General features: G+C 45.6%; 14 protein-coding genes. 2 read left to right on the plus strand and 12 right to left on the minus strand.

What is annotated here, in order from left to right; translation table 11 throughout:
- Window positions 1-26: 26 nt before the first annotated feature.
- The 11 genes from AB4263_RS14985 to AB4263_RS15035 form a co-directional block, all read right to left on the minus strand.
- The gene (locus tag AB4263_RS14985) at window positions 27-1,988 is read right to left on the minus strand and encodes a beta-N-acetylhexosaminidase (RefSeq protein ID WP_102319896.1); all 1,962 of its coding nucleotides are present in this window, start codon (window positions 1,986-1,988) and stop codon (window positions 27-29) included.
- 12 nt (window positions 1,989-2,000) lie between these two features.
- Window positions 2,001-2,885, minus strand: coding sequence for a BadF/BadG/BcrA/BcrD ATPase family protein (locus AB4263_RS14990; protein ID WP_372098440.1), 885 nt, complete (start codon window positions 2,883-2,885; stop codon window positions 2,001-2,003).
- A gap of 2 nt (window positions 2,886-2,887) precedes the next feature.
- Window positions 2,888-4,609: a glycoside hydrolase family 9 protein gene (locus AB4263_RS14995; protein ID WP_372098441.1), complete on the minus strand. Its 1,722-nt coding sequence runs from the start codon at window positions 4,607-4,609 to the stop codon at window positions 2,888-2,890.
- Between the two features lie 98 nt (window positions 4,610-4,707).
- Window positions 4,708-5,703 (minus strand): ABC transporter ATP-binding protein, encoded by a 996-nt coding sequence (locus AB4263_RS15000; RefSeq protein WP_017059411.1) that lies wholly within the window; start codon window positions 5,701-5,703, stop codon window positions 4,708-4,710.
- Between the two features lie 87 nt (window positions 5,704-5,790).
- A complete protein-coding gene (locus AB4263_RS15005; protein ID WP_017063265.1) occupies window positions 5,791-6,774 on the minus strand; it encodes an ABC transporter ATP-binding protein in 984 nt (327 codons plus the stop codon).
- A gap of 2 nt (window positions 6,775-6,776) precedes the next feature.
- Window positions 6,777-7,802 (minus strand): ABC transporter permease, encoded by a 1,026-nt coding sequence (locus AB4263_RS15010; protein WP_017056648.1) that lies wholly within the window; start codon window positions 7,800-7,802, stop codon window positions 6,777-6,779.
- A 2-nt stretch (window positions 7,803-7,804) separates the two neighbouring features.
- Window positions 7,805-8,791 carry an ABC transporter permease gene (locus tag AB4263_RS15015; RefSeq protein ID WP_017059409.1) on the minus strand — a complete coding sequence of 329 codons (987 nt, stop codon included), beginning with the start codon at window positions 8,789-8,791 and terminating at the stop codon, window positions 7,805-7,807.
- Window positions 8,792-8,960: 169 nt separating this feature from the next.
- On the minus strand, window positions 8,961-10,643 hold the full coding sequence (locus AB4263_RS15020) for an ABC transporter substrate-binding protein (RefSeq protein ID WP_017056650.1): 1,683 nt from the start codon (window positions 10,641-10,643) through the stop codon (window positions 8,961-8,963).
- Between the two features lie 711 nt (window positions 10,644-11,354).
- Window positions 11,355-14,744 (minus strand): response regulator, encoded by a 3,390-nt coding sequence (locus tag AB4263_RS15025; RefSeq protein WP_372098442.1) that lies wholly within the window; start codon window positions 14,742-14,744, stop codon window positions 11,355-11,357.
- Window positions 14,745-14,960: 216 nt separating this feature from the next.
- Window positions 14,961-15,983 carry a 16S rRNA (guanine(1207)-N(2))-methyltransferase RsmC gene (rsmC, locus tag AB4263_RS15030; protein ID WP_017066801.1) on the minus strand — a complete coding sequence of 341 codons (1,023 nt, stop codon included), beginning with the start codon at window positions 15,981-15,983 and terminating at the stop codon, window positions 14,961-14,963.
- A 110-nt stretch (window positions 15,984-16,093) separates the two neighbouring features.
- A complete protein-coding gene (locus AB4263_RS15035) occupies window positions 16,094-17,179 on the minus strand; it encodes an AI-2E family transporter (protein ID WP_017059406.1) in 1,086 nt (361 codons plus the stop codon).
- A 76-nt stretch (window positions 17,180-17,255) separates the two neighbouring features.
- Here AB4263_RS15035 and AB4263_RS15040 point away from each other — a divergent pair, with 76 nt between their 5' ends.
- Window positions 17,256-17,381: a hypothetical protein gene (locus AB4263_RS15040; protein ID WP_004734537.1), complete on the plus strand. Its 126-nt coding sequence runs from the start codon at window positions 17,256-17,258 to the stop codon at window positions 17,379-17,381.
- Window positions 17,382-17,521: 140 nt separating this feature from the next.
- Here AB4263_RS15040 and hemL read toward each other — a convergent pair whose 3' ends face one another.
- Window positions 17,522-18,817 (minus strand): glutamate-1-semialdehyde 2,1-aminomutase, encoded by a 1,296-nt coding sequence (gene hemL, locus AB4263_RS15045; RefSeq protein WP_010436060.1) that lies wholly within the window; start codon window positions 18,815-18,817, stop codon window positions 17,522-17,524.
- A 296-nt stretch (window positions 18,818-19,113) separates the two neighbouring features.
- Between hemL and erpA the strand changes: the two genes are divergently transcribed.
- Complete coding sequence (gene erpA / locus AB4263_RS15050) at window positions 19,114-19,455, plus strand: iron-sulfur cluster insertion protein ErpA (RefSeq protein WP_004734539.1); 342 nt, start codon at window positions 19,114-19,116, stop codon at window positions 19,453-19,455.
- The last annotated feature ends 41 nt before the right edge of the window (window positions 19,456-19,496 follow it).

Genomic DNA, 19,496 nt, shown 5'->3' on the forward strand with positions numbered 1-19,496 from the left:
CGATATGAGTGTCGCTTTGGTTTGTTTTATTGAGCTTTCCAAGGGTTGCGATAATCAACATTGAGTTTGTCGAGTAATGGCAGATGCCCCTTTAGGCGAGATAGGTAATCTAGCCAGTTTCGGTTGTTTTTATGTGTCCAACATCCTTCAGCTAAAGCGCTAATTCTTGGGAATACCATGTAATCCATACGCTTTTGGTTGGTGACGATCTCACACCATAGAGCACACTGAATTCCGCGGATCCGCTTACGAATTGGGTCGGTGTCGGATATCTCAGCAAGTGCTTCGTAGGTATAAGCTTGTTCTAATGGGATAACGGCAGCCCAATCTACGCCCGGTTCTTCCGGTGCATAATCTTGGGTCATGTCGAGATAGGTAAACTGTGCAGGTTGCAACACCACATCAAAGCCTTGGCGAGCGCAATTGACAGCCGCTTCTTCACTGAGCCATGAGTAGATGATGGTCTCTTTACTCACTTTGTCGCCGTGCTGTGCTTCTTCCCAGCCGACCATGCGTTTGCCGAGTTGCTTAAGCTTGTTTTCGGCATAGCGGAATAGGTGACCTTGTAGGTCTTTGCTGTCTTGGTACTGGTGTTCTTTCATCAACGCTTGAGCAGCAGGGCTATTGCTCCACACTCCCGGTGGCACTTCGTCTGCACCCATGTGAATTAATTCGCTCGGGAACAGCTCTGCGACTTCTTCAATAACTGCATCTAGAAATTGGTAAGTGCCTGGTAAACCTGGGTTTAGGACGTTGTCGTTGTAGTGCTGAATGCTTTTGTATTGAGTAGTGTCAGCTTGCTCTACCAACATGTCAGGCAGTGATTTGATTGCGGCACGGCAGTGTCCCGGAATATCGATCTCTGGGATCACCGTGATGCTGCGTTGCTCTGCATATTCAATGACTTCACGAATTTGTTGTTGCGTGTAGAAGCCGCCGTAGTTTTCCGCAATGTGGGTATATTGCGGCTCTAGTGCATGATCAGGGCCACGCCAAGCGCCAATTTCTGTTAGCTGTGGCAGGCTCTTTATCTCAATTCTCCAACCTTCATCGTCAGTTAGGTGCCAATGAAATACGTTGAACTTGTAGTGCGCCAGTTGATTGATTAAACGCTTCACTTGCTCTACTGAGTGGAAGTGACGAGCGCAGTCCAACATCATGCCGCGGTACTTAAAGCGCGGTTGGTCGGCTATCTTGCAACATGGTAGAGAGAAGTTCTCTGCGTCCAGTTGTTGAACTAGTTGAATCAAGCTTGCCACAGCGTGTGTAAAGCCCGACTGGCTGCCTGATTCAGCAATAATCTGTTGTGCAGTGATGGTCAGTTTGTATTCGGCTTCATCTAACGTCGGGTTGCTGCGAAATAGAATGTTGCCACTTTCGTCTTTTGAAAGTTCAGCTGAAAGCGCGGTCGAAAGAGACAGCTCAAAGGTCGAGAGCAACTCTTGCTGGAACCAAGAGACTGCCTTATCAGCAAGATGAGATTGAACCTCAATTCTGCAGTCGTTATTTAGCGCGAAGTTACTTAGCGCGAAACTACCTTGCTGAAATTCGATCTGATTAGGTTGAGGAATCAATGCAATCTCAGCAGCGTTAACTTCAGGTATTTGATTGCGTTCACGGTATGGCGAAGCCAGTACTATGGGTGATATCGCGACAGGCAGTACCGATGTTTCTCCATCATTATGTGACTGGATAAAGGCATCGTTAAGGCCATCAGAATAGAAGCGGAATGGTGCGCTTTGAATACTGAATTCAAGGTAGTAATGGTTGTTGGCCTTTAACACTGACGAACTTGGTGTGAATGAGCAAAAGCTGCCAACTTGAGTCAGCTCTCCTTGCGATAAACTCTCTGGAAGGATGAAACGATCAAATGCAAAGTGCAGAGACCAATCTTTTACGTCGAGGTCACTTAAGTTATGTACCGTAAGGCCAAATCGGCAGTTATTTTTTTGTTCAGAAAGAACAGCTAAGTCGATGCGATAATTCATATAACTTCCCTGCTAAGCCTGTTGATACAAGTTGTGTTGTGGTTTTCCGGCAAACATCAATGCGCCTTCAATAGCGTCGAATTGAGGTTTAACGATCCATTGTTGTACTGGTGGTGATAGCCAGTTGAGAATACGCTCAGCGATACTTCCCATTAAGCACACCTTGTCAGCGCCTTTTCGATGCAGTGCTAAGACAAACATTTCGATATCAGCCGCGGTTTGCTTGAGCATATCGATAGCCAGTTCGTCACCTTCGTTAGCGAGTTGAAAAATAACTGGTGAGAATTGACCGTAGTCTTTTGGAATGGCGCCTTTTGACCACGCCACGATCGCATCAACATCATTGTCAAAGTGGTTCATCACGTGTTGAGTCAGTGGGGTTTTGCTGCGAATACCGTCTTCTGCTAACAGGACTTGTTGAATTAAGCGAAGGCCCATCACTGCGCCGCCGCCTTGATCTGAAATCGGAAATTCACGACCGCCAACCACATATTGCTCACCGTCTTTTAGGAAGATACCGCAAGAACCCGTACCACCGATCATGATTGCGCCGTCTTGGCCATTGTGAGCACCAATGCAAGCGCCATAAGCGTCGGTATTTAGTGTCATGCTTGCGAAAGGGTGTGGTTGAGCCATGAAGTCGAACCATGCTGATTTTTGCTCAGCGCCAGCCAGCGCTAGGCCAACATGCATATTTGAAAAATGGTCTGAGTTGAGTTGCCCTTGTTGTGCCGCTTTTGTGATGGCATCAATAATTGAGCTCATCGCAACATCAACACCCAAAAGGATGTTGCCACTGCCACTTTTCGCTTCACCAATCAGTTTGCCTTGAGCGTCACGAATACGAGCACGACAAGAAGTACCACCACCATCAATACCGACGTAGTAAAGAGTCATTATTATTGCTCCTTACGCTGAGCTAAGAAGTTGAACTGTGCAGCGGTTGCTAATAAGAACCACGCACCATGAGGGATCCATTGCTCACCCCAGCGCCAGTTTTGAAGCATGTCATCTTTTTGTGCTGGTGGATTGAACGCAATGTCTTGTTCATCTTCAAAACCAGCTGTGATGCCATTACAGATACCGCCTTTCGCATTGAAGAAGCCAAGCTGAGGTAGGTAGTCTGGGTTGTTATGGCCATGACCATCGAGCATGCACATGTGGTATGGGTTGAGGCCCAAGATCCAATCAAGGCTATTTTGTGAAAGCTGGATTAAGCGCTCTTGAAGTTCGCTATCTTTAATGTGCGGTTGAACTAGGTAAGCCATGGTTGCGAGTGAGCCAAGGCGTGCGTTCTCGCCTTGCCACCAGTAACCGGTTTCGTTCTGTTGAGCGACGAAGAAGGCATCACGTTTATCACCATCGACAGATTTAACGTATTGTCTTGGATAGCCAAATGGGTTGGTGACTTTGTCGGTGATGTTGATTTCGAACTGACAAGCTTGTTCAACAACTGTGCGCGCCTGTTCTTTTAATTCAGCATCGGTTTCATTGTCGATGTATTCACATAGTGCAATCACAGGAAGACCGGCTTCAGCTGCGTGAAAGTATGGACGAGAGCCATCAGAGTTTGCCGACCAGAAGTGCTCAAATGAATCATCGGATTGCTGACGAGAGATTAAACGAGTCGCCCAAGTTCTTGCTTCTGATAGGTATTGCTGGTCTTGTGTTACGCGATACAGCTCATTGGCTGCGAGTAGGGCGCAATACTCATCGATGATGTTCTCTTCACCGTCATTTAGGTATTGGAGGTTGTTCTCTTTTAGGTGCCAGTAACCTTTCGCAGCTGTATCAAGATAGGTTTGGCTAGAGTAACTGCCAGAGGTTTCAAGCTCAGAAGCTGCGGCTAATGCTGCGATAGCAACACCTGCACCTTGTCGGTAGCCCGCTTGTAAGTCCGTTGATTTATGACCTTCTTGAGTCGCATAAGCGCAGATATCGCGTTGGTTGATATCTTTGCTCCATTTGTCGAATACCGTCATATAGAAGTATCCGTCAGCGTCTTGCATACGCACTAAGAAGTCGGCACCGAACAGAGCCTCTTCCGTTAGACGAGTCATGGAGAATTTCGGGAAGTCTGGGTTATGGCTAGTCAAGCGTACGCTTTTTAGCATGTTCCAAACGACCATCGGAATTTGTTGTGGGTTTAGGTAGTTACCATAAGACAGGTGGCTAAAATATTTACTGACATCACCTGATGCGTCATACCATCCACCGTGGACATCGACGTATCGGTCGGTACCTAGAATTTGTGCTTGTCGATCTTTTTTGTCGAAAATACCGCCACAGCGTTGTGACTTAAAGTAATGAAGCACATCAGAAAACGTGTGGTTCATTAATAGGTTGCTACCAATCTCAAATACTTCTGAACGCAGGTTGTCAAAACGTAGGTAGTAGCGACCAGATTCAGTGACTGAACTGAAATCAATAGTGAAGAATTGCCCTTGATGCCAATTTGCTACGCGGCCTTGTTTAACCACATCAAAATTTCCGACAGTCATATGGTTGTCAGCACAGACGAGTAGAGCCGTAGTGCTTGATAGGCGAGCTTTCTTAGTTTGTAGGATAGCTTGCTTCGGGCCTGTGGACTCATAGCCAATATGGTTGGTCAATAACAGCATCAATATTCTCCGACAGTCCTAGTTTCTATTGGCTAGGTACTTGAATGTTTTGGATATAAATAGTTAGGGTCCGAAGACCCTAACTTGGGTTTTATTGCTTAGCTTTCGTGTAGGTAACAGCGCACAAAGTGGTTATCAGCGAGCTGCGTAACCCCTGGTAGCTGCTCTTTGCACTTATCCATTGCGTGAGTACATCGGCCTGCAAATGGGCAGCCTGCTGATACTGGTGTCCACAGAGGAATCTCACCTTTGTTGCCTGCAAGTTGCTCGTGGATCGACTTCTTAGGATCTGGAACGGCCGAAACAAGCAATTGGGTGTATGGGTGCTGAGGGTTAGCAATCACGTCATCGGTATCGCCCCATTCCACCATGTGTCCCACGTACATCACCGAAAGGTCTTCAGCGATGTAACGAGCGGTTGCGATATCGTGAGTGATGTAAAGCAGAGACATTTGCTTCTCGAACTTCATCTCTTCCATCAGGTTCAAAACACCGGCACGAATCGATACATCAAGCATTGAAGTTGGCTCATCGGCTAGTACAACTTCGGCACCTACCGCGATGTTGCGGGCTAGGTTGACACGTTGACGTTGGCCGCCAGACAGTTGGTGAGGGTACTTCTTCGCCGTCTCTTTTGGTGGGATCAGGCCCACTTGCTCTAAAAGATCGTAAACGCGTTCTTCTAGCTCTTTCTTGTTGCCCGGAGATACTTTCTTGTGGATCAACAGTGGTCGAGCAATGTGGTGGAAGATATTGTGCGTTGGGTTCAATGAACCAAACGGGTCTTGCCATACCATCTGCACGCCTTCACGGTAGTGCATAAGATCTTTTCTGCTTGAGATCTCTTGGATATCACGACCTTTGTATTCGATCGTGCCGCCTGAAGGTGCGTACATTTTTGCGATCATTTTTGCGGTTGTTGATTTGCCTGAACCAGACTCACCAACCACTGCTAGGCCACGGCTTTTGTACATCTTGAATGACACGTCGTTAATCGCACGCATCATTGGGGTTTGAATGGTGGTACTGCTTATTGGGAAGTCTTTTACGACATTCTTGCCTTCTACCAATAATTGACCGAAATCTTTGCTCATAATTGTCTCCAGAATCCTTATTCGCTTTGCTTGTTTTTAGGCGGTCGAGCCGCCTTGTTCGTTATTCACGCTGAGTCAGCGTGCAAGCTATAGCTTCCTTTGTACTATTGGGTCACCGTACAGGTGGCAGTTAGACAAATGTCCCGGGTCGATAGAACGCAGCTTGGTTGGCACCTTGGTACACTTTTCATGTACACGGTCACAACGAGCTTGGAAACGACACCCTTCAGGGATCTCTAACAGGTTCAGAGGGTTACCCGGAATACCTGCTAACTTTGTCTTTGGCCCTGTCAGTGGAGGGAAAGAACTTCCCAACCCTTTGGTGTAAGGGTGGTAAGGGTTTTCTAGAATATCTTGAGAGTTAGCTACTTCGATTAGCTCACCTGAGTACATGATGCCGATGCGGTCAGAGAACTCGACCATCAATGACAAGTCATGGGTGATGAACAGAATCGAGAAGCCAAACTCTTCTTTCAGTGCATAGATCTTTTGTAGGATTTCGCGTTGCACAACCACATCAAGTGCGGTTGTCGGCTCATCCATAATGATCAGCTTTGGATTCAGTGCTAACGCGATAGCGATAACTAAGCGCTGACGCATGCCGCCAGAGAATTGGTGAGGGTAATCACTCAATCGGCTCGGGTGAATATCTACGATTTCAAGTAGACCTTCAGCACGTTGTTTAGCTTGCTCACGAGTCATGTTGGTGTGACGCATGATTACGTCACAGAACTGCTCTTCCATCGGTAGTACTGGGTTGAGTGCGTTCATCGCGCTCTGAAATACCATCGACATCTCGCTCCAACGGAACGACTGCATACGGTCATCACTGTATTCAAGGATGTTCTCACCGTTGAAGATAACCTCACCACCACTGATGTAAGCGGGCGGCTTATGAAGACGCATAAGAGAGAAAGCGACCGTTGATTTACCACAGCCAGATTCACCAGCTAGGCCGAAGACTTCACCTGGAGCGATGTCGAAACTTACGTTGTTACACGCACGAACATCGCCAGACTCTGTGATGTAATCCACGCATAAGTTGCGGATAGAAATTAGTGGTTCAGACATGATTATTTATCTCCGCTCCAAAGTGCATTTTGTGGTGGTAGTTCTGGTTCACGCTCTTCTTTGTCTTGAGCTGCTAGTTTCTTCCAACGCTTCATGCCTTTGTGAGAACGCAGTTGCGGGTTAGCAATTTCATCGACCGCGAAGTTAAGTAGAGCAAGGCCAGTTACAAGTAGTGTCAGTGCGATACAAGGAGCCAGCAGTTCCCACCAAGCGCCAATCAGCATTGATGAAGAGGTTTGAACGTTGTAAAGCATGATGCCCCAGCTGATTGTGTTCGGGTCACCAAGACCTAGGAACGAGATGGTTGCTTCCATCATGATTGCGTACATCACCGAACCGATGAAGCTTGCGCCAACGATAGAGATAAGGTTTGGCAGAATCTCTACGAAGATGATGCGGAATGAAGATTCACCCAAAACTTCAGCGGCTTTTACAAACTCTTTTTCACGCAGTGCTAAGGTTTGGGAGCGAACAACACGGGCACCCCAAGCCCAAGACATAAAGCCGATAACCAAGGTTATGGTGAGTGGCCCTGCCTCACCGATAAAGGCTGCTACTACGAACAGTAATGGGTATTGAGGGATTACCAGCATGATGTTCATTGCGGCTGTTAGAACGTCATCGACACGGCCACCGAAGTAACCTGCAGAAACACCAATAACAGTTGCGAGTAAACATACGGTTAGACCCGCACCAAAACCTACAGCAAGAGATACGCGTGCGCCGTATACCACTTGAGACCAAACGTCACGACCCATACGAGTTGTACCTAGTACGTGGTCTGCCTTTTTAGACATGATCAATGTACGACGGTCGTCTGCTAGATTTTGAGCAACCCAGCCATCAGGGTTAGTTTGTGCAGACTTCACCACGAAACCAGGATATTCGTGTGGGTTACCTGTACGCTTGTCTGGTACATGTTTGGTGATTAATGGAGCTGCAATCGCGCCAAGAATAAAAATACTTAGGATGATGACGCCTGTTAGGGCCATCGGGTTACGCCAAATGAGTTTTAAAAAGTCTTTCATGATTATTTACCACCCTTACGAAGACGAGGGTCAAGAACAACGTAAAGCATGTCTGCAACTAGGTTAAAGAACAGCATGAATAGCGTCATGATAAGCAGCTGACCTTGCAGTACTTGGTAGTCACGAGCGTTAATTGCGTTGAAAAGTACGCTGCCAAGACCTGGGTAGTTAAAGATGATTTCGATAATTAACTGACCGCCGATTGCCATACCTAGCGACATTGACAGGGCTGTCACACTAGGTAGCATCGCGTTACGAGCTGCGTAGTTGAATACCACTCGGTTTTCGCTCAGGCCTTTGCCTTTCGCCATGGTGATGTAGTCTTCGGCTAATAGGTTGATCATGTTGTTACGCATGTTTACTAGGAAGCCACCAATTTGAACAACAGAAGCACAGAACAGTGGTAAGAAGGCGTGGTAAGCGACATCTTTAATGAATGCCCAGCTTGTCCAATCAGGTATAGTACCAGCGGTGTAGGCATACCCTGTTGGGAACCACTTCAAGCCAATTGCAAAGGTAAATAGTGCAATCATCGCGATAACAACTTGAGGAACGGCTTGTAGAATCAGCATACCTGGCGTTACGAAGGCATCGTACTTACTGCCGCGTTTCCACGCTGCGAAAATACCTAGGATTGAACCAATCGAGAAAGAAAGAATAACTGCGGTGCCGGCTAAGAAAAGCGACCAACCGAATGCTCCACCCAACAGTGTGTTTACAGAAAGTGGGTAGAATTGAATTGATGTACCAAGTTCCCAGCTAAGAATGTTCTTCATGTACGCCACGTATTGAACTAAGTAGCCACCATCAACGAAGCCTAATAGTTCTTTCATTGCAGCAATACGCTCTGGAGTAACTTGTACAGAAGCGTTCGCAAACATCATGGTAACTGGGTCACCAGGCATTGCTCTTGGAATAATAAAGTTTAACGTCGCAGCAACTAATAGCGCGACAAAATAAAATGACAAACGTCTTAAAAAATAACCCATAACTCACACCTTACTCACCCAGATTGTTTCCCTGTTTCTGGATTCAGGTCGCTCCTAGCGAAATTTGGAACGAAAAACCCCCTGACGACTAGCGCCATACTTTCAATTGAGAGTGTGGGGATTTTTATAAGCGGCGTAAGAGGTTACGCCGCAAGGATTGAACGATTACTTATTTAACTGGTTTTAGGTCCAGTACATGAAGTAGACGCTCTGGAATACCAGCCCAAATGTTTGGACGGCCTTTTGGATTTTCTTCGTTCCACCAACCAGTGAAGCGAGTTGTGTTGTATTGGTACATGTAAGCACCAGACATCACAGGGATTGTCACTTGGTCTGCAGCGATGATTTGTTGGATACCGTGTGCAATGTCTAGCTGCTCGTTCTTATCAGCTGTTTTGTAGAAGCTGTTTAGAAGACCATCTAGCTTGTCGTTTTTGTAGAAGTGCATTGCGAAACGAGGCATACCATCACCAGATTGTAGTGATGAGTTGTAAGCACTGTTCCAGTACGTGTATGGATCCGCACCGTGGAAGTAGTTTGTGTATGCTACGTCGTATGTACCTTCAAGCATTGCTTGGTTGTAAACAGAGAAGTCAGGTGTACGAGCTTTTGCTTTAATACCGATTTCGTTTAGCTGTTCTACCGCTAGTTGAACTGTGTTGTTGAAGTCAGTCCAGCCGTTTGGCGATTGAATCATTAGTTCGAAAGACTTGCCTGATGGAGTGTCAACAAAACCATCTTTGTTTACATCTTTGAAGCCAGCGTCAGCAAGAAGCTTCTTCGCGCCTTCAGCGTTGTAAGTGTTGAAGCCTTTGTACTTGTCATGAGTTTTTTCATCAGACCAAGCTTCAAACGCGTAGCCAAGACCCGATGCGAAATCGTTTACAGTACCGCCACCGTAGAATGCGATGTCGATGATAGTTTGACGGTCAAGAGCCATAGAGAAAGCACGACGGAAGTCAACGTTGCTCAATGCTTCATGCTTCGCAGCATCAGGGTGCTTGAAGTTAACGATGAATGCCTGTGTACCTGCTGGCGGGTACCAGTAGTGGTGTTTAGGGCTAGCTGCTGCGTATGTACGATCGATATCTGGAACGAAAGAAGACGTCCAGTCCATTTCACTGTTTACAACTTTACCTAGGAATTGGTCGTTGTTCGCAATTTGTGGAACACGTAGACAGTCAACATCTAGGTTGTCTGCATCCCAGTAGTTCGGGTTTGCACACTGGATGTATAGCTGCGCTGTAAACGTATCGATTTCTGTAAATGGACCAGAACCTACCGGGTTCTCATTGGTAAACGTTGATGGATCTTTAACGTCTTTCCAGATGTGCTTAGGTACTACAGGTACTTTAGCAATCTCGTAAGGTACGTTTGAGTTTGCTTCTGTTAGTGTGAACTTAACTTGGTTGTCGTTCAGTTTTTCTACAGAAGTTACCCAAGAGTTGATACCAGATTGGTCAAGCTCTGGCTTCTCTTTTACAAGGTTGAAAGAAAAAACAACATCATCAGCAGAGAAAGTTTCTCCGTCTGACCATTTAACACCCTTACGAATGTCGAAAACAACGCTCATCAGATCATCTGACATCTTGAAGTTTTCAGCTAGACGGAACACTGGAGTGTTACCGTGCATTTCGTTAAATACTACTAGCGGCTCATACATGAAGTCAGTTGTAGTATGTAGGTTAGTAGCACCAAGGTACGGGTTAAAGTTACGTACGAATGTAGTGTACTCTTTCGGGTGAACGGTCAGTTCACTGCGTTCTGCAGCGGTTGCTACTGATGCAAAACCTGTTGTAGCAGTTGCAATAATTGCTGTTGCTATTGCTGTTTTTTTTATATTGGCAAGCATAGCTGTTCCTTACTATTTGCTTTCATTTCACTAATGGATTGAATGTTATCTGTCGCTAAATTGTTTAGTAGATACACACTCTGGTTAAAGGCCTACCTCTTCTTCGTTGCTCCAGATTCATCGTTGATTCTGAGAAGTGGTAAGAGTGGCCTGTAGGCCTTTGGCAGGAGTAAGAAAACACCTTATCGATGAATTAATCAAACTCGTTTCCCGTCAAAAACGTTAAAAACACACAACCCCACGTCATTAACGTCAAAATAGGTTGCTTTGGTGGTTTTTCGTACGCAATTGTTAAAGTGATGTGACTCGCATTTGGTTTTGAGGTTCTTGCAGGTTGTAAGTGGCCACTAACTTTAAAGGCTTTTTATTATAATGCCTTACCCTACGTTGGTATAATTGTAGATCTCGGTCACTTGCCAGTTTTACGTTAAATTTCCCTAGAAAATTAAATCTGCCGTTCTGTTGTGACTCGCTTCTCAAACTGCAACAAAGAGTCAGATAACGGTCAGATATGATTGAGAATAGAACGAAAAGTACTGACGGTTACCAGCACGCACTGTGAGTAATTAGCGTGAATTTCCCCTTGTTTAAAGGCGTAAAAAAAGTGCGTTGCAAGCGTTGGGATTCTACTTTTTGTGATTATTAGGCGTACAAAAAAGCCCACGCTAGGTGGGCTCCATTATTCAAAGTATCGTGATGTTGGTTCAGGGTTTAACTGGTCAGTAGTTTCTGAAGTTTATCCCTCAGCATCTCAATATGGGTTCTTTCTGGCGTCTGTTCTTTGCAGTGTTCCAGAATGAATTCGATTGAGCTCAGTACCGTTCGCCAGCGAGGCGTTTTCGGTAGGGTTTCTACGCGTAGGTATTTGTCTAGCGTTCGAGTTTGCAGCGTACTGCGGTCTAAGTAGACGCGCCACAAGCCACTCTTCTCGGCGAAAGCAAACTTGGTTTCACCAGTCACCGATTCCCAGTAGATGATGGCATTCGTCATCGCATCGACCAGTACCTCACGCATTAACTCTTGCTTGTTTTTACCTTCACCGGTTGCCTTGTCAGCAAGACGAGTAAATTCTCCGCCAAGCTCTTTCAGCTGCTGTAACTTATCTTTGTCGCCTTCAAAGGCATAACTAGAGAGAGCCTCAACCGCCGTTTCAAGGTTATTGATTCGGTTTGAGTTAACACCACCACCTACATTGAAGATATACATGGTGTCGAGCCCTGAGCCTTCAGGCAGCTTAAGGATGTCACTTGGTATGCGCTGACGTGTATCGTCTATATAGATATCAATATCACCGCAGTAGTGGGCTTGTTCTACCTTAAGGTATTTAGGCGCAATGATCTCGTCGACCATTGAGCGTTTAAGTTGTTCTTGTCCGCGTCTGAATAGCTTCGCCGCAGCTTCGTTAGCAAAGCGAATACGTTGGTCGTCACGAATACAGATGATGGCTTCAGGTGCCGATTCTAGTTGCTCTAATAAGCGGCCTTGAGTTTCTAACAAGTTAGCCTCAACCATCGCTCTATGTTTGAGCTCGAGTTGCAGTTGGTCGTTTTCAAGGCGTCTCTGTTCAGCTTTGCTTGCTGATAGATGTGCTGTAATTCGAGCCGCTAGTTCTTGTTTGTTGAACGGTTTAGACAAGTAGTCATTGGCGCCAGCTTCGAAACCTCGAACACGGTCTTCTGCTTGGTTGAGTGCCGTTAGCATGATGATTGGCAACTGAGCATGATCGTATTGCTTACGCAGTGCTTCACAAACCTGATAGCCGCTCATTCCTGGCATCATGATGTCGAGTAGAAGCAGCTCTGGCTTCTCTTTCTCAATCAGTTCAATGGTTTCAGGGCCATCACATGCAGTACGTACTCGATAACCTTCTAACTTCAAGAAGCTGTCTAATACTCGCAGGTTAACCGGCTCATCATCGGCGATAACCAATAACGGGCCATCTGGGTTTTCACTGATAACACTATTTTCTTGTTGGCTGTTATCAATTAAATCAGGCGCTTGGAAGTGCGAGTAGTGACCTGATTCGTTGTAACAGTCTAACTCATCTTGAGTAGCTAGGGGCAGGGTAAAGCTAAACGTAGTGCCGAGCATTGGTTGGCTACTAACGTACAGTGAACCGCCCATTAGCTCGATCAACTGACGACTGATCGATAATCCAAGCCCTGCACCTTGGCGGTAGTTACTCGCATCTTGGCCTGCTTGAATCAATGGCTCAAAGATGTGCTCAAGGTACTCGGCCGGTATACCTTGGCCAGTATCGACAACTTGTACACGAATGTTGTCATCGATAACGCTGGCAGAGATAACAATTTTACCTTCTGAGGTGTACTTGATGGCATTGCCGACCAAGTTATACATCACTTGCTCAAGTCGTTGAGGATCCGATGAAACCAGACCTAAATCACTTGGGACTTGGTTAATAATACGGATTGGCTTATTGCCCAATAGGTGATGAGACAACTCTAGGACCAAGCTGGTGGCTGCCGACAAATCAACGGCTGATTTCTTAATATCTAAGCTGCCATAGCGCATCTTGTGATAATCAAGCAGATCATCAACCAAGGTCGCCAATCTCTGACCGCTATTGATGATGATATCCAACTGATATTTCTGATTAGCAGGAATAGGGCCGTTAGCTCCAGATATCAACGCTTCAGCGATACCCACCATGCCATGCAGTGGTGTTCTCAATTCATGTGAAGTAGTCGCTAAGAACTCATCTTTGAGTTTATTTGCCAGTTGTAACTCTTCGTTTTGCTTTTGAATGGTCTTAAGGTTGTCCTCAAGCTCATCGTTTTGGCTTTTGATGAGCTGCATTTTTTCACGAATAGATCGCTGCATTCTTTCGAAGCTCACCGCGAGTCGGCCTATCTCATCTTTGCGCTCGGTATTGATCATGGTTTCATCGAGATCACCCGCCGATACTTTTTCGGCAGCCCACGTCAGTTTAAGCAGTGGGGATGTGATGAAGTTAGACAGATAGTGCGATGCAACGACTACCAGAATGATCGCCGTTAGCATCACGATCACGAAGATCTTTTCTAACTGATGAATACGGGCAAACGCCTCTTTCTCTGGCAGCTCTACGACAAGAGCCCATGTTGCGTATTTCAGCTCAATTGGCGTATATGCCGCGATGATCGCTTGATCTAGGGTGTTGTCGAAGGTGCCAACCGCTGTTTCGCCAGCCAATGCTTTATCGACAACATCTAGGCTCAAGTTGATAGATTCTTGTGAATGAGCAAGGCTACGCGGCAGGTGATCATCACCTACAAGCAGCGTTTGAATATTCGAACTCTTGTTGAGATCCGCAATCAACTTAGTAATGCCGTTGATTGGTAGCCTAAACATCGCGTAACTGTGTAGGTAGCCTTGTTGAACGATAGGTGCGCCTAGCCATGCGGTCTGTTTGCCATTCTCGTCTTTAAAGTCAGAAACGATAACCGGCGTGTAATCTTCGTTAGATTTGCGTCGGTCGGTTACGTCTTTGGCTAGTCGTTGAAAGGTAATACCTAGGTTGGAGTCCTTGTATTTTCCTGTCAGCAGATTGGTGCCGTAATCGTCATTTTTAAAGACGGAATAAGCGACGTTACCGTTGATATCAACTAAGAGAATATCGTCAAAATCAGAGCGTTTAAGCAGTTCTAGGTAAGCATTATGGTAGCGCTTGTGGAGCAGGCGATAACGCTCGCTGCCAATAAAGCTGCTGGATTCAGGGAGGATCGACGTTTTGATTTGATCGCCAGAGCCTTGAATATAGCGCTGCTGTGCATTACTGCGTGCCTCGTCAATATCTAACCCCAATCGTTGAAATGCATTGATCAAACCATAAAATCGCCCGCCACTGGCATTGGCCAATTCTGAGCGAACAAAGCCCATCACTTGGGATTCTTGAGCTTGTAGGTAATCGACAATTTGCTGCTGCTTAGTATCACGAACCGAAACAAGGTGTGAGGTGCTTTGTTCCTGGAGATCCTGACTGTGCGATTGGAGGAAAAATATCGCGATAAGTGTCACAGGGGTAATACTGAGGACAAGAAATGCCAGCATTAGGGTATTTTGAAGGCGCTTAAACTTCTGCTTACGATAGAATCTAAACATAAATTGGGTACTACTTTCCTTTGATGTACTGCTAAAAGGGGCGAAAACAAGTACAGAGAATAGAATTAACGGGTTCCAATTTAACGAAATTAACGAGTTTTTTTACTTTGACAAGTAAGTGGTATTTAAAGCGTGTGCAAAAGCTCATTTTTATAGAGTTTTGACAAAAATATGAACAGACAGCGCAGATAATGACCCTGCGCTGTACTAGAGAGGTTATTTGTTTGCGTGATAGATCGCGAATTTAGTGGTCTTATTTAGAGTCGCGCATTTTCCAAACGCTTGTTCAATAATTGGAATGTATTTTAAGAAACTATTCGCAACAATAATCATCTCACCAGAACGCTTCAAATGCTTAGGAGCCTGAGAAAGTAAGGTCTCAGTCGCGCTGTAGCTAGTGTCTAAACCTGAATGGAATGGTGGGTTACTGATGATGAACTGATAGTCTTCTGCAGTATCAGAATAGACATCGGATGCGAAGACTTTACCCGTTAAACCATTCGCTTCTAGCGTTGCTTGGCTTGATGCCACGGCAAATGCACTGATGTCGCACATTTCTAGCTCGATATCTGGGTTACGAGATGCCATCACCGCGCCCAATACGCCTGCACCACAGCCAAAATCCAGTACCTTGCCTTTTAGTTTTGGCAGAGTATCCAACAGAAGTTGGCTACCGACATCGAATTGACCGTGACTGAAGACGCCAGGAAGGCTTTTTACCGTAAGTGATTGCTCACCAATGTTAACCGTGTAGGTCTTAAACCAGTCTTGCAGGTTGAACGCTTGTGGTTGCTCGAAGCATTGACCCCAGTAGAAAGAGCAACGACGCGCTGAATCGTATTTAACAACTTTGCCGTAAGGAGCAAACATCTTCTCGATGCTTTTCACGCCTGAACGGTTTTCACCAACCACGACGATCTCGGTATCTTTGCCTAGCTTGGCAAATAGCATCGCCAACAAAAATTCCGCTTCCGCTTTGGCTTTTGGCCAGTACAACATCACTAAGTCGGCTTTAGTCTCTTCGGTAAACTCCGCACCATAAAAACGTTGGATGGTGTTGTAGCCTTCTAATTGACGGTAGTAGCTGTAATTAGAAGTAAACACAGAGACAGATTCACAATGCTTCGCTAACTCAACAGGGAACAAGTCTTCTGCCTCACCGGCAACTAAAACATGTTTGCCTTCAAAGTAGGCGAGTTGGCGTTGAGCAATCTGGCTTGGTGCAATATAAGCTGACATAGGACACTCTGTTGAATCGTTAGCAAAAAATGAGGGCGGATTTTCGCATAATCCGCCCAAAGCTTGAAGTGTTTAATACGGGTTCGCCAATCAAGTTGACGTCAAGTTCGTTAACTCTTGTCTTGCTGGTTTAAAAAGTCCTTAAACTCTTCATCGTAGATGTTGAATAGGACAATGGTAATCGCAAAAATCAATGGTCCGTAGATAAGACCAATTAGGCCAAACAGTTGAATACCACCCAATAGTGAGAAGAAGATCATCAGGGTATTCATGCCTGCACTGCCTTGCATTAGCAGCGGACGCAGAAGGTTATCAATTGAACCAACAATCGCTACACAGTAAACCGTTAGGAAAATCGCCCACGTGGTATCACCAGTTAGGAACAAGTAGGTTGCTGCTGGAATCCAGATTAATGCGGTACCCACAACTGGGATGAAAGAGGCAAAGCCCATCATAGTACCCCAAAATAGACCTGGGAAACCGGCAATCCACATACCTAAACCGCCGGCAAAACCTTGCGCTATTGCGGTTAAGAATGAGCCCATTACTGCTGATTTAGATACTTGTTCTATCTCTGTTAGAAGTTTGTCTTCTTGGCTACGAGACAGCGGCAGAATATGACGAACCACACTGATGATTTTGTCATGATCTCTTAATAAGAAGAACAAAACGAACAGCATCAAGAAGAAATCCATCAAGAAATTGGTTGCGTCACCTAAGATTTTGGCACTGATACCAACTAGCTTAGAACCAAAGCTGGTCGCAAACTCACCGACTTTTTGTGCGATGGCTTGGGGCTCAATGTTGTCGAAAGGCAGGTAGTTATTCACAAATGACAGCGCTTTGACCACTAACGGATGAGCAAACAGAGTCTGAATGCCACCGTGGGTCACCCATTGGTAAGTATTCTGAGAGAACAGAGAACCTTGCTGAACAATTGCTGCGAATACTGCCAATAAAGGGATAACAATAATGAAGGTCAGTATGATACAAGACAGCAGAGAGACGATGTTTTCTTTATTCGGGAGCTTTTTTTCAAGCCACTCATGGATTGGGAACATCAATAGTGAAATGATAAAGGCCATCACGATAGAGTTAACGTATGGCTCGATAAGCAAGTAACAAGCATAAGCCGCCGCGAGTAGGGCAATGATGATCACCCAGTGGCTGGAATTGATTTTGAGTTTTTCTGACACGGTAATGGTCTCTATATTTGCGTTCTGAGTTTATAATGGCTGCAAAACAGAGAGTTAGCAATGAGGAGTTTTGATAATGGGATGCTGTAATAAAGATAAGAAATGCCAAGACGAAGAACAGCAAACAAAAAAAGAGATCCCTTGGTTCAGAATGTTCCTTGGTACCTTGATGTTGTTGGTTTTCCTTTTCTGGGAACGTTAATGCTTTTGGTTCAGCTTTAGCCTTAGTCGACGGCTAAATAAGCTGTCATATTTGTGGCTGGTGAGCGCGATATATAAAAAAGGGCTGCATTTAATGTAGCCCTAAATTCAATCGGTTAGCGACTTATAAAGTGCTTTCGATTATTTGCTTTCAGCAGCAATGATCGCAAGAGAGCGGTCAGCAGCTTCTAGTGTTGCATCAAGTTCTTTTGAACCATGAGCAAGAGAAGTAAAGCTTGCTTCGAATGCTGAAGGTGCAAGGTAAACACCGTGATCTAACATTAGGTGGAAGAAGCGCTTGAAGCGTTCTACATCACACTTAGTTACATCTTCGTAGCACGTCACAGTTTCTTGGTCAGTGAAGAAGAAACCAAACATACCGCCAACTTGATGAACTAGCATCGGGATGCCGTGCTTGTCAGCAAGTTGCTTGAAGCCTTTTGCCAACTGCTTAGTTTTTGAAGCTAGACGCTTTTCGTTGCCTTCTTCTCGTAGAAGGTTCAAACATGCGTAGCCAGCAGCCATTGCAACAGGGTTACCTGAAAGCGTACCCGCTTGGTAAACAGGGCCAGTTGGTGCGATGTATTGCATCACGTCTTTACGACCACCGAAAGCACCGACAGGCATGCCGCCGCCAATCACTTTACCAAGACACGTTAGGTCTGGCTTGATGTTGTAGTAAGCCTGAGCACAACCTTCAGCAACGCGGAAACCTGTCATTACTTCATCAAAGATTAGCAATGCACCTTCTTGATCACAGATTTCACGTAGACCTTCGTGGAAGCCTTCTACAGGAGGGATACAGTTCATGTTACCCGCTACTGGCTCAACGATGATACAAGCGATCTCGCCTTTGTTTGCTGCGAAGATTTCACGTACTGAATCTAGATTGTTGAAGGTTGCTGTTAGCGTTAGTTTCGCAAAATCAGCCGGTACGCCTGGAGAGCTTGGTTGACCTAAAGTCAGTGCGCCAGAACCAGCTTTTACAAGTAGGCTGTCTGCGTGGCCGTGGTAGCAGCCTTCAAACTTAAGAATTTTGTCACGACCAGTGAAGCCACGAGCTAGACGAATCGCGCTCATTGTTGCTTCTGTACCTGAGCTCACCATACGTAGCTGTTCCATTGATGGAACCATCTCAGATACCAGTTCAGCCATTTTGATTTCAGTTTCGGTTGGAGCACCGAAGCTAAGGCCGCGTTGAGCTGCTGCAATCACAGCATCACGAATAACAGCGTGGTTGTGACCAAGGATCATTGGCCCCCAAGAGCCAACGTAATCGATATACGCTTTACCATCAGCATCAAAAATAAGTGGGCCATCAGCGCGTTCAACGAAGATTGGAGAACCACCTACGCCATTGAATGCACGAACTGGAGAGTTTACGCCACCAGGAATAGTTTGCTGTGCTTTTTCGTACAGCTCTGCTGATTTGGTCATTGATATATCCTCTTTTGACTGTCGGACCAATTGGCACGCATTGTACCTATCCCTAATCCAACTAGGAATGCTTTCGCCCAGATAATCACCCGAATCTGGTTGTTTTGTGTGGTTACACGTTTTAATTGTTAGATATTGGTGAGTTTACAGCAGTAAAAGGACCGATCCTGTGGTGAATACTTGAACGTTTCAGTCAGGTATTAGATAATCACCGGAATATAAGAAAATACTCAACAACTATGGTCTCGAATTAGATTTGTATCATGTTGTTTTTGACACAGGTAAGAGAGGTTGTCGTGAGCGAAGTAAATATCCCATTGTCTTTTTCTGATGCAGCAGCTACCCGCGTACAAACGCTAATTGCTGAAGAAGAAAACCCAGAACTAAAACTGCGTGTATACATTACAGGTGGTGGTTGTAGCGGTTTCCAATACGGCTTCACATTTGATGAAAAAGTAAATGATGGCGACACTACAATTGTAAACAGCGGTGTAACGCTGGTTGTTGATCCAATGAGCCTACAATACCTAATGGGCGGCATGGTTGATTACACTGAAGGCCTAGAAGGTGCACGCTTCTTTGTGAACAACCCGAACGCTACAACAACATGTGGTTGTGGCGCATCATTCAGCGTATAGCATGAGTTGAAAATAGCTTGAGCTCAAAGCTGTATTAGATA

The sequence above is a fragment of the Vibrio sp. 10N.261.55.C5 genome (assembly GCF_041470505.1).
In the GTDB taxonomy this organism is placed as follows: domain Bacteria; phylum Pseudomonadota; class Gammaproteobacteria; order Enterobacterales; family Vibrionaceae; genus Vibrio; species Vibrio crassostreae_C.

Excerpts from the sequence above, each read along its gene's own strand:
- AB4263_RS14985 (WP_102319896.1), bottom strand. The coding sequence starts at position 1,988 with ATGAATTATCGCATCGACTTAGCTGTTCTTTCTGAACAAAAAAATAAC.
- AB4263_RS14990 (WP_372098440.1), bottom strand. The coding sequence starts at position 2,885 with ATGACTCTTTACTACGTCGGTATTGATGGTGGTGGTACTTCTTGTCGT.
- AB4263_RS14995 (WP_372098441.1), bottom strand. The coding sequence starts at position 4,609 with ATGCTGTTATTGACCAACCATATTGGCTATGAGTCCACAGGCCCGAAG.
- AB4263_RS15000 (WP_017059411.1), bottom strand. The coding sequence starts at position 5,703 with ATGAGCAAAGATTTCGGTCAATTATTGGTAGAAGGCAAGAATGTCGTA.
- AB4263_RS15005 (WP_017063265.1), bottom strand. The coding sequence starts at position 6,774 with ATGTCTGAACCACTAATTTCTATCCGCAACTTATGCGTGGATTACATC.
- AB4263_RS15010 (WP_017056648.1), bottom strand. The coding sequence starts at position 7,802 with ATGAAAGACTTTTTAAAACTCATTTGGCGTAACCCGATGGCCCTAACA.
- AB4263_RS15015 (WP_017059409.1), bottom strand. The coding sequence starts at position 8,791 with ATGGGTTATTTTTTAAGACGTTTGTCATTTTATTTTGTCGCGCTATTA.
- AB4263_RS15020 (WP_017056650.1), bottom strand. The coding sequence starts at position 10,643 with ATGCTTGCCAATATAAAAAAAACAGCAATAGCAACAGCAATTATTGCA.
- AB4263_RS15025 (WP_372098442.1), bottom strand. The coding sequence starts at position 14,744 with ATGTTTAGATTCTATCGTAAGCAGAAGTTTAAGCGCCTTCAAAATACC.
- rsmC (WP_017066801.1), bottom strand. The coding sequence starts at position 15,983 with ATGTCAGCTTATATTGCACCAAGCCAGATTGCTCAACGCCAACTCGCC.
- AB4263_RS15040 (WP_004734537.1), top strand. The coding sequence starts at position 17,256 with ATGGGATGCTGTAATAAAGATAAGAAATGCCAAGACGAAGAACAGCAA.
- hemL (WP_010436060.1), bottom strand. The coding sequence starts at position 18,817 with ATGACCAAATCAGCAGAGCTGTACGAAAAAGCACAGCAAACTATTCCT.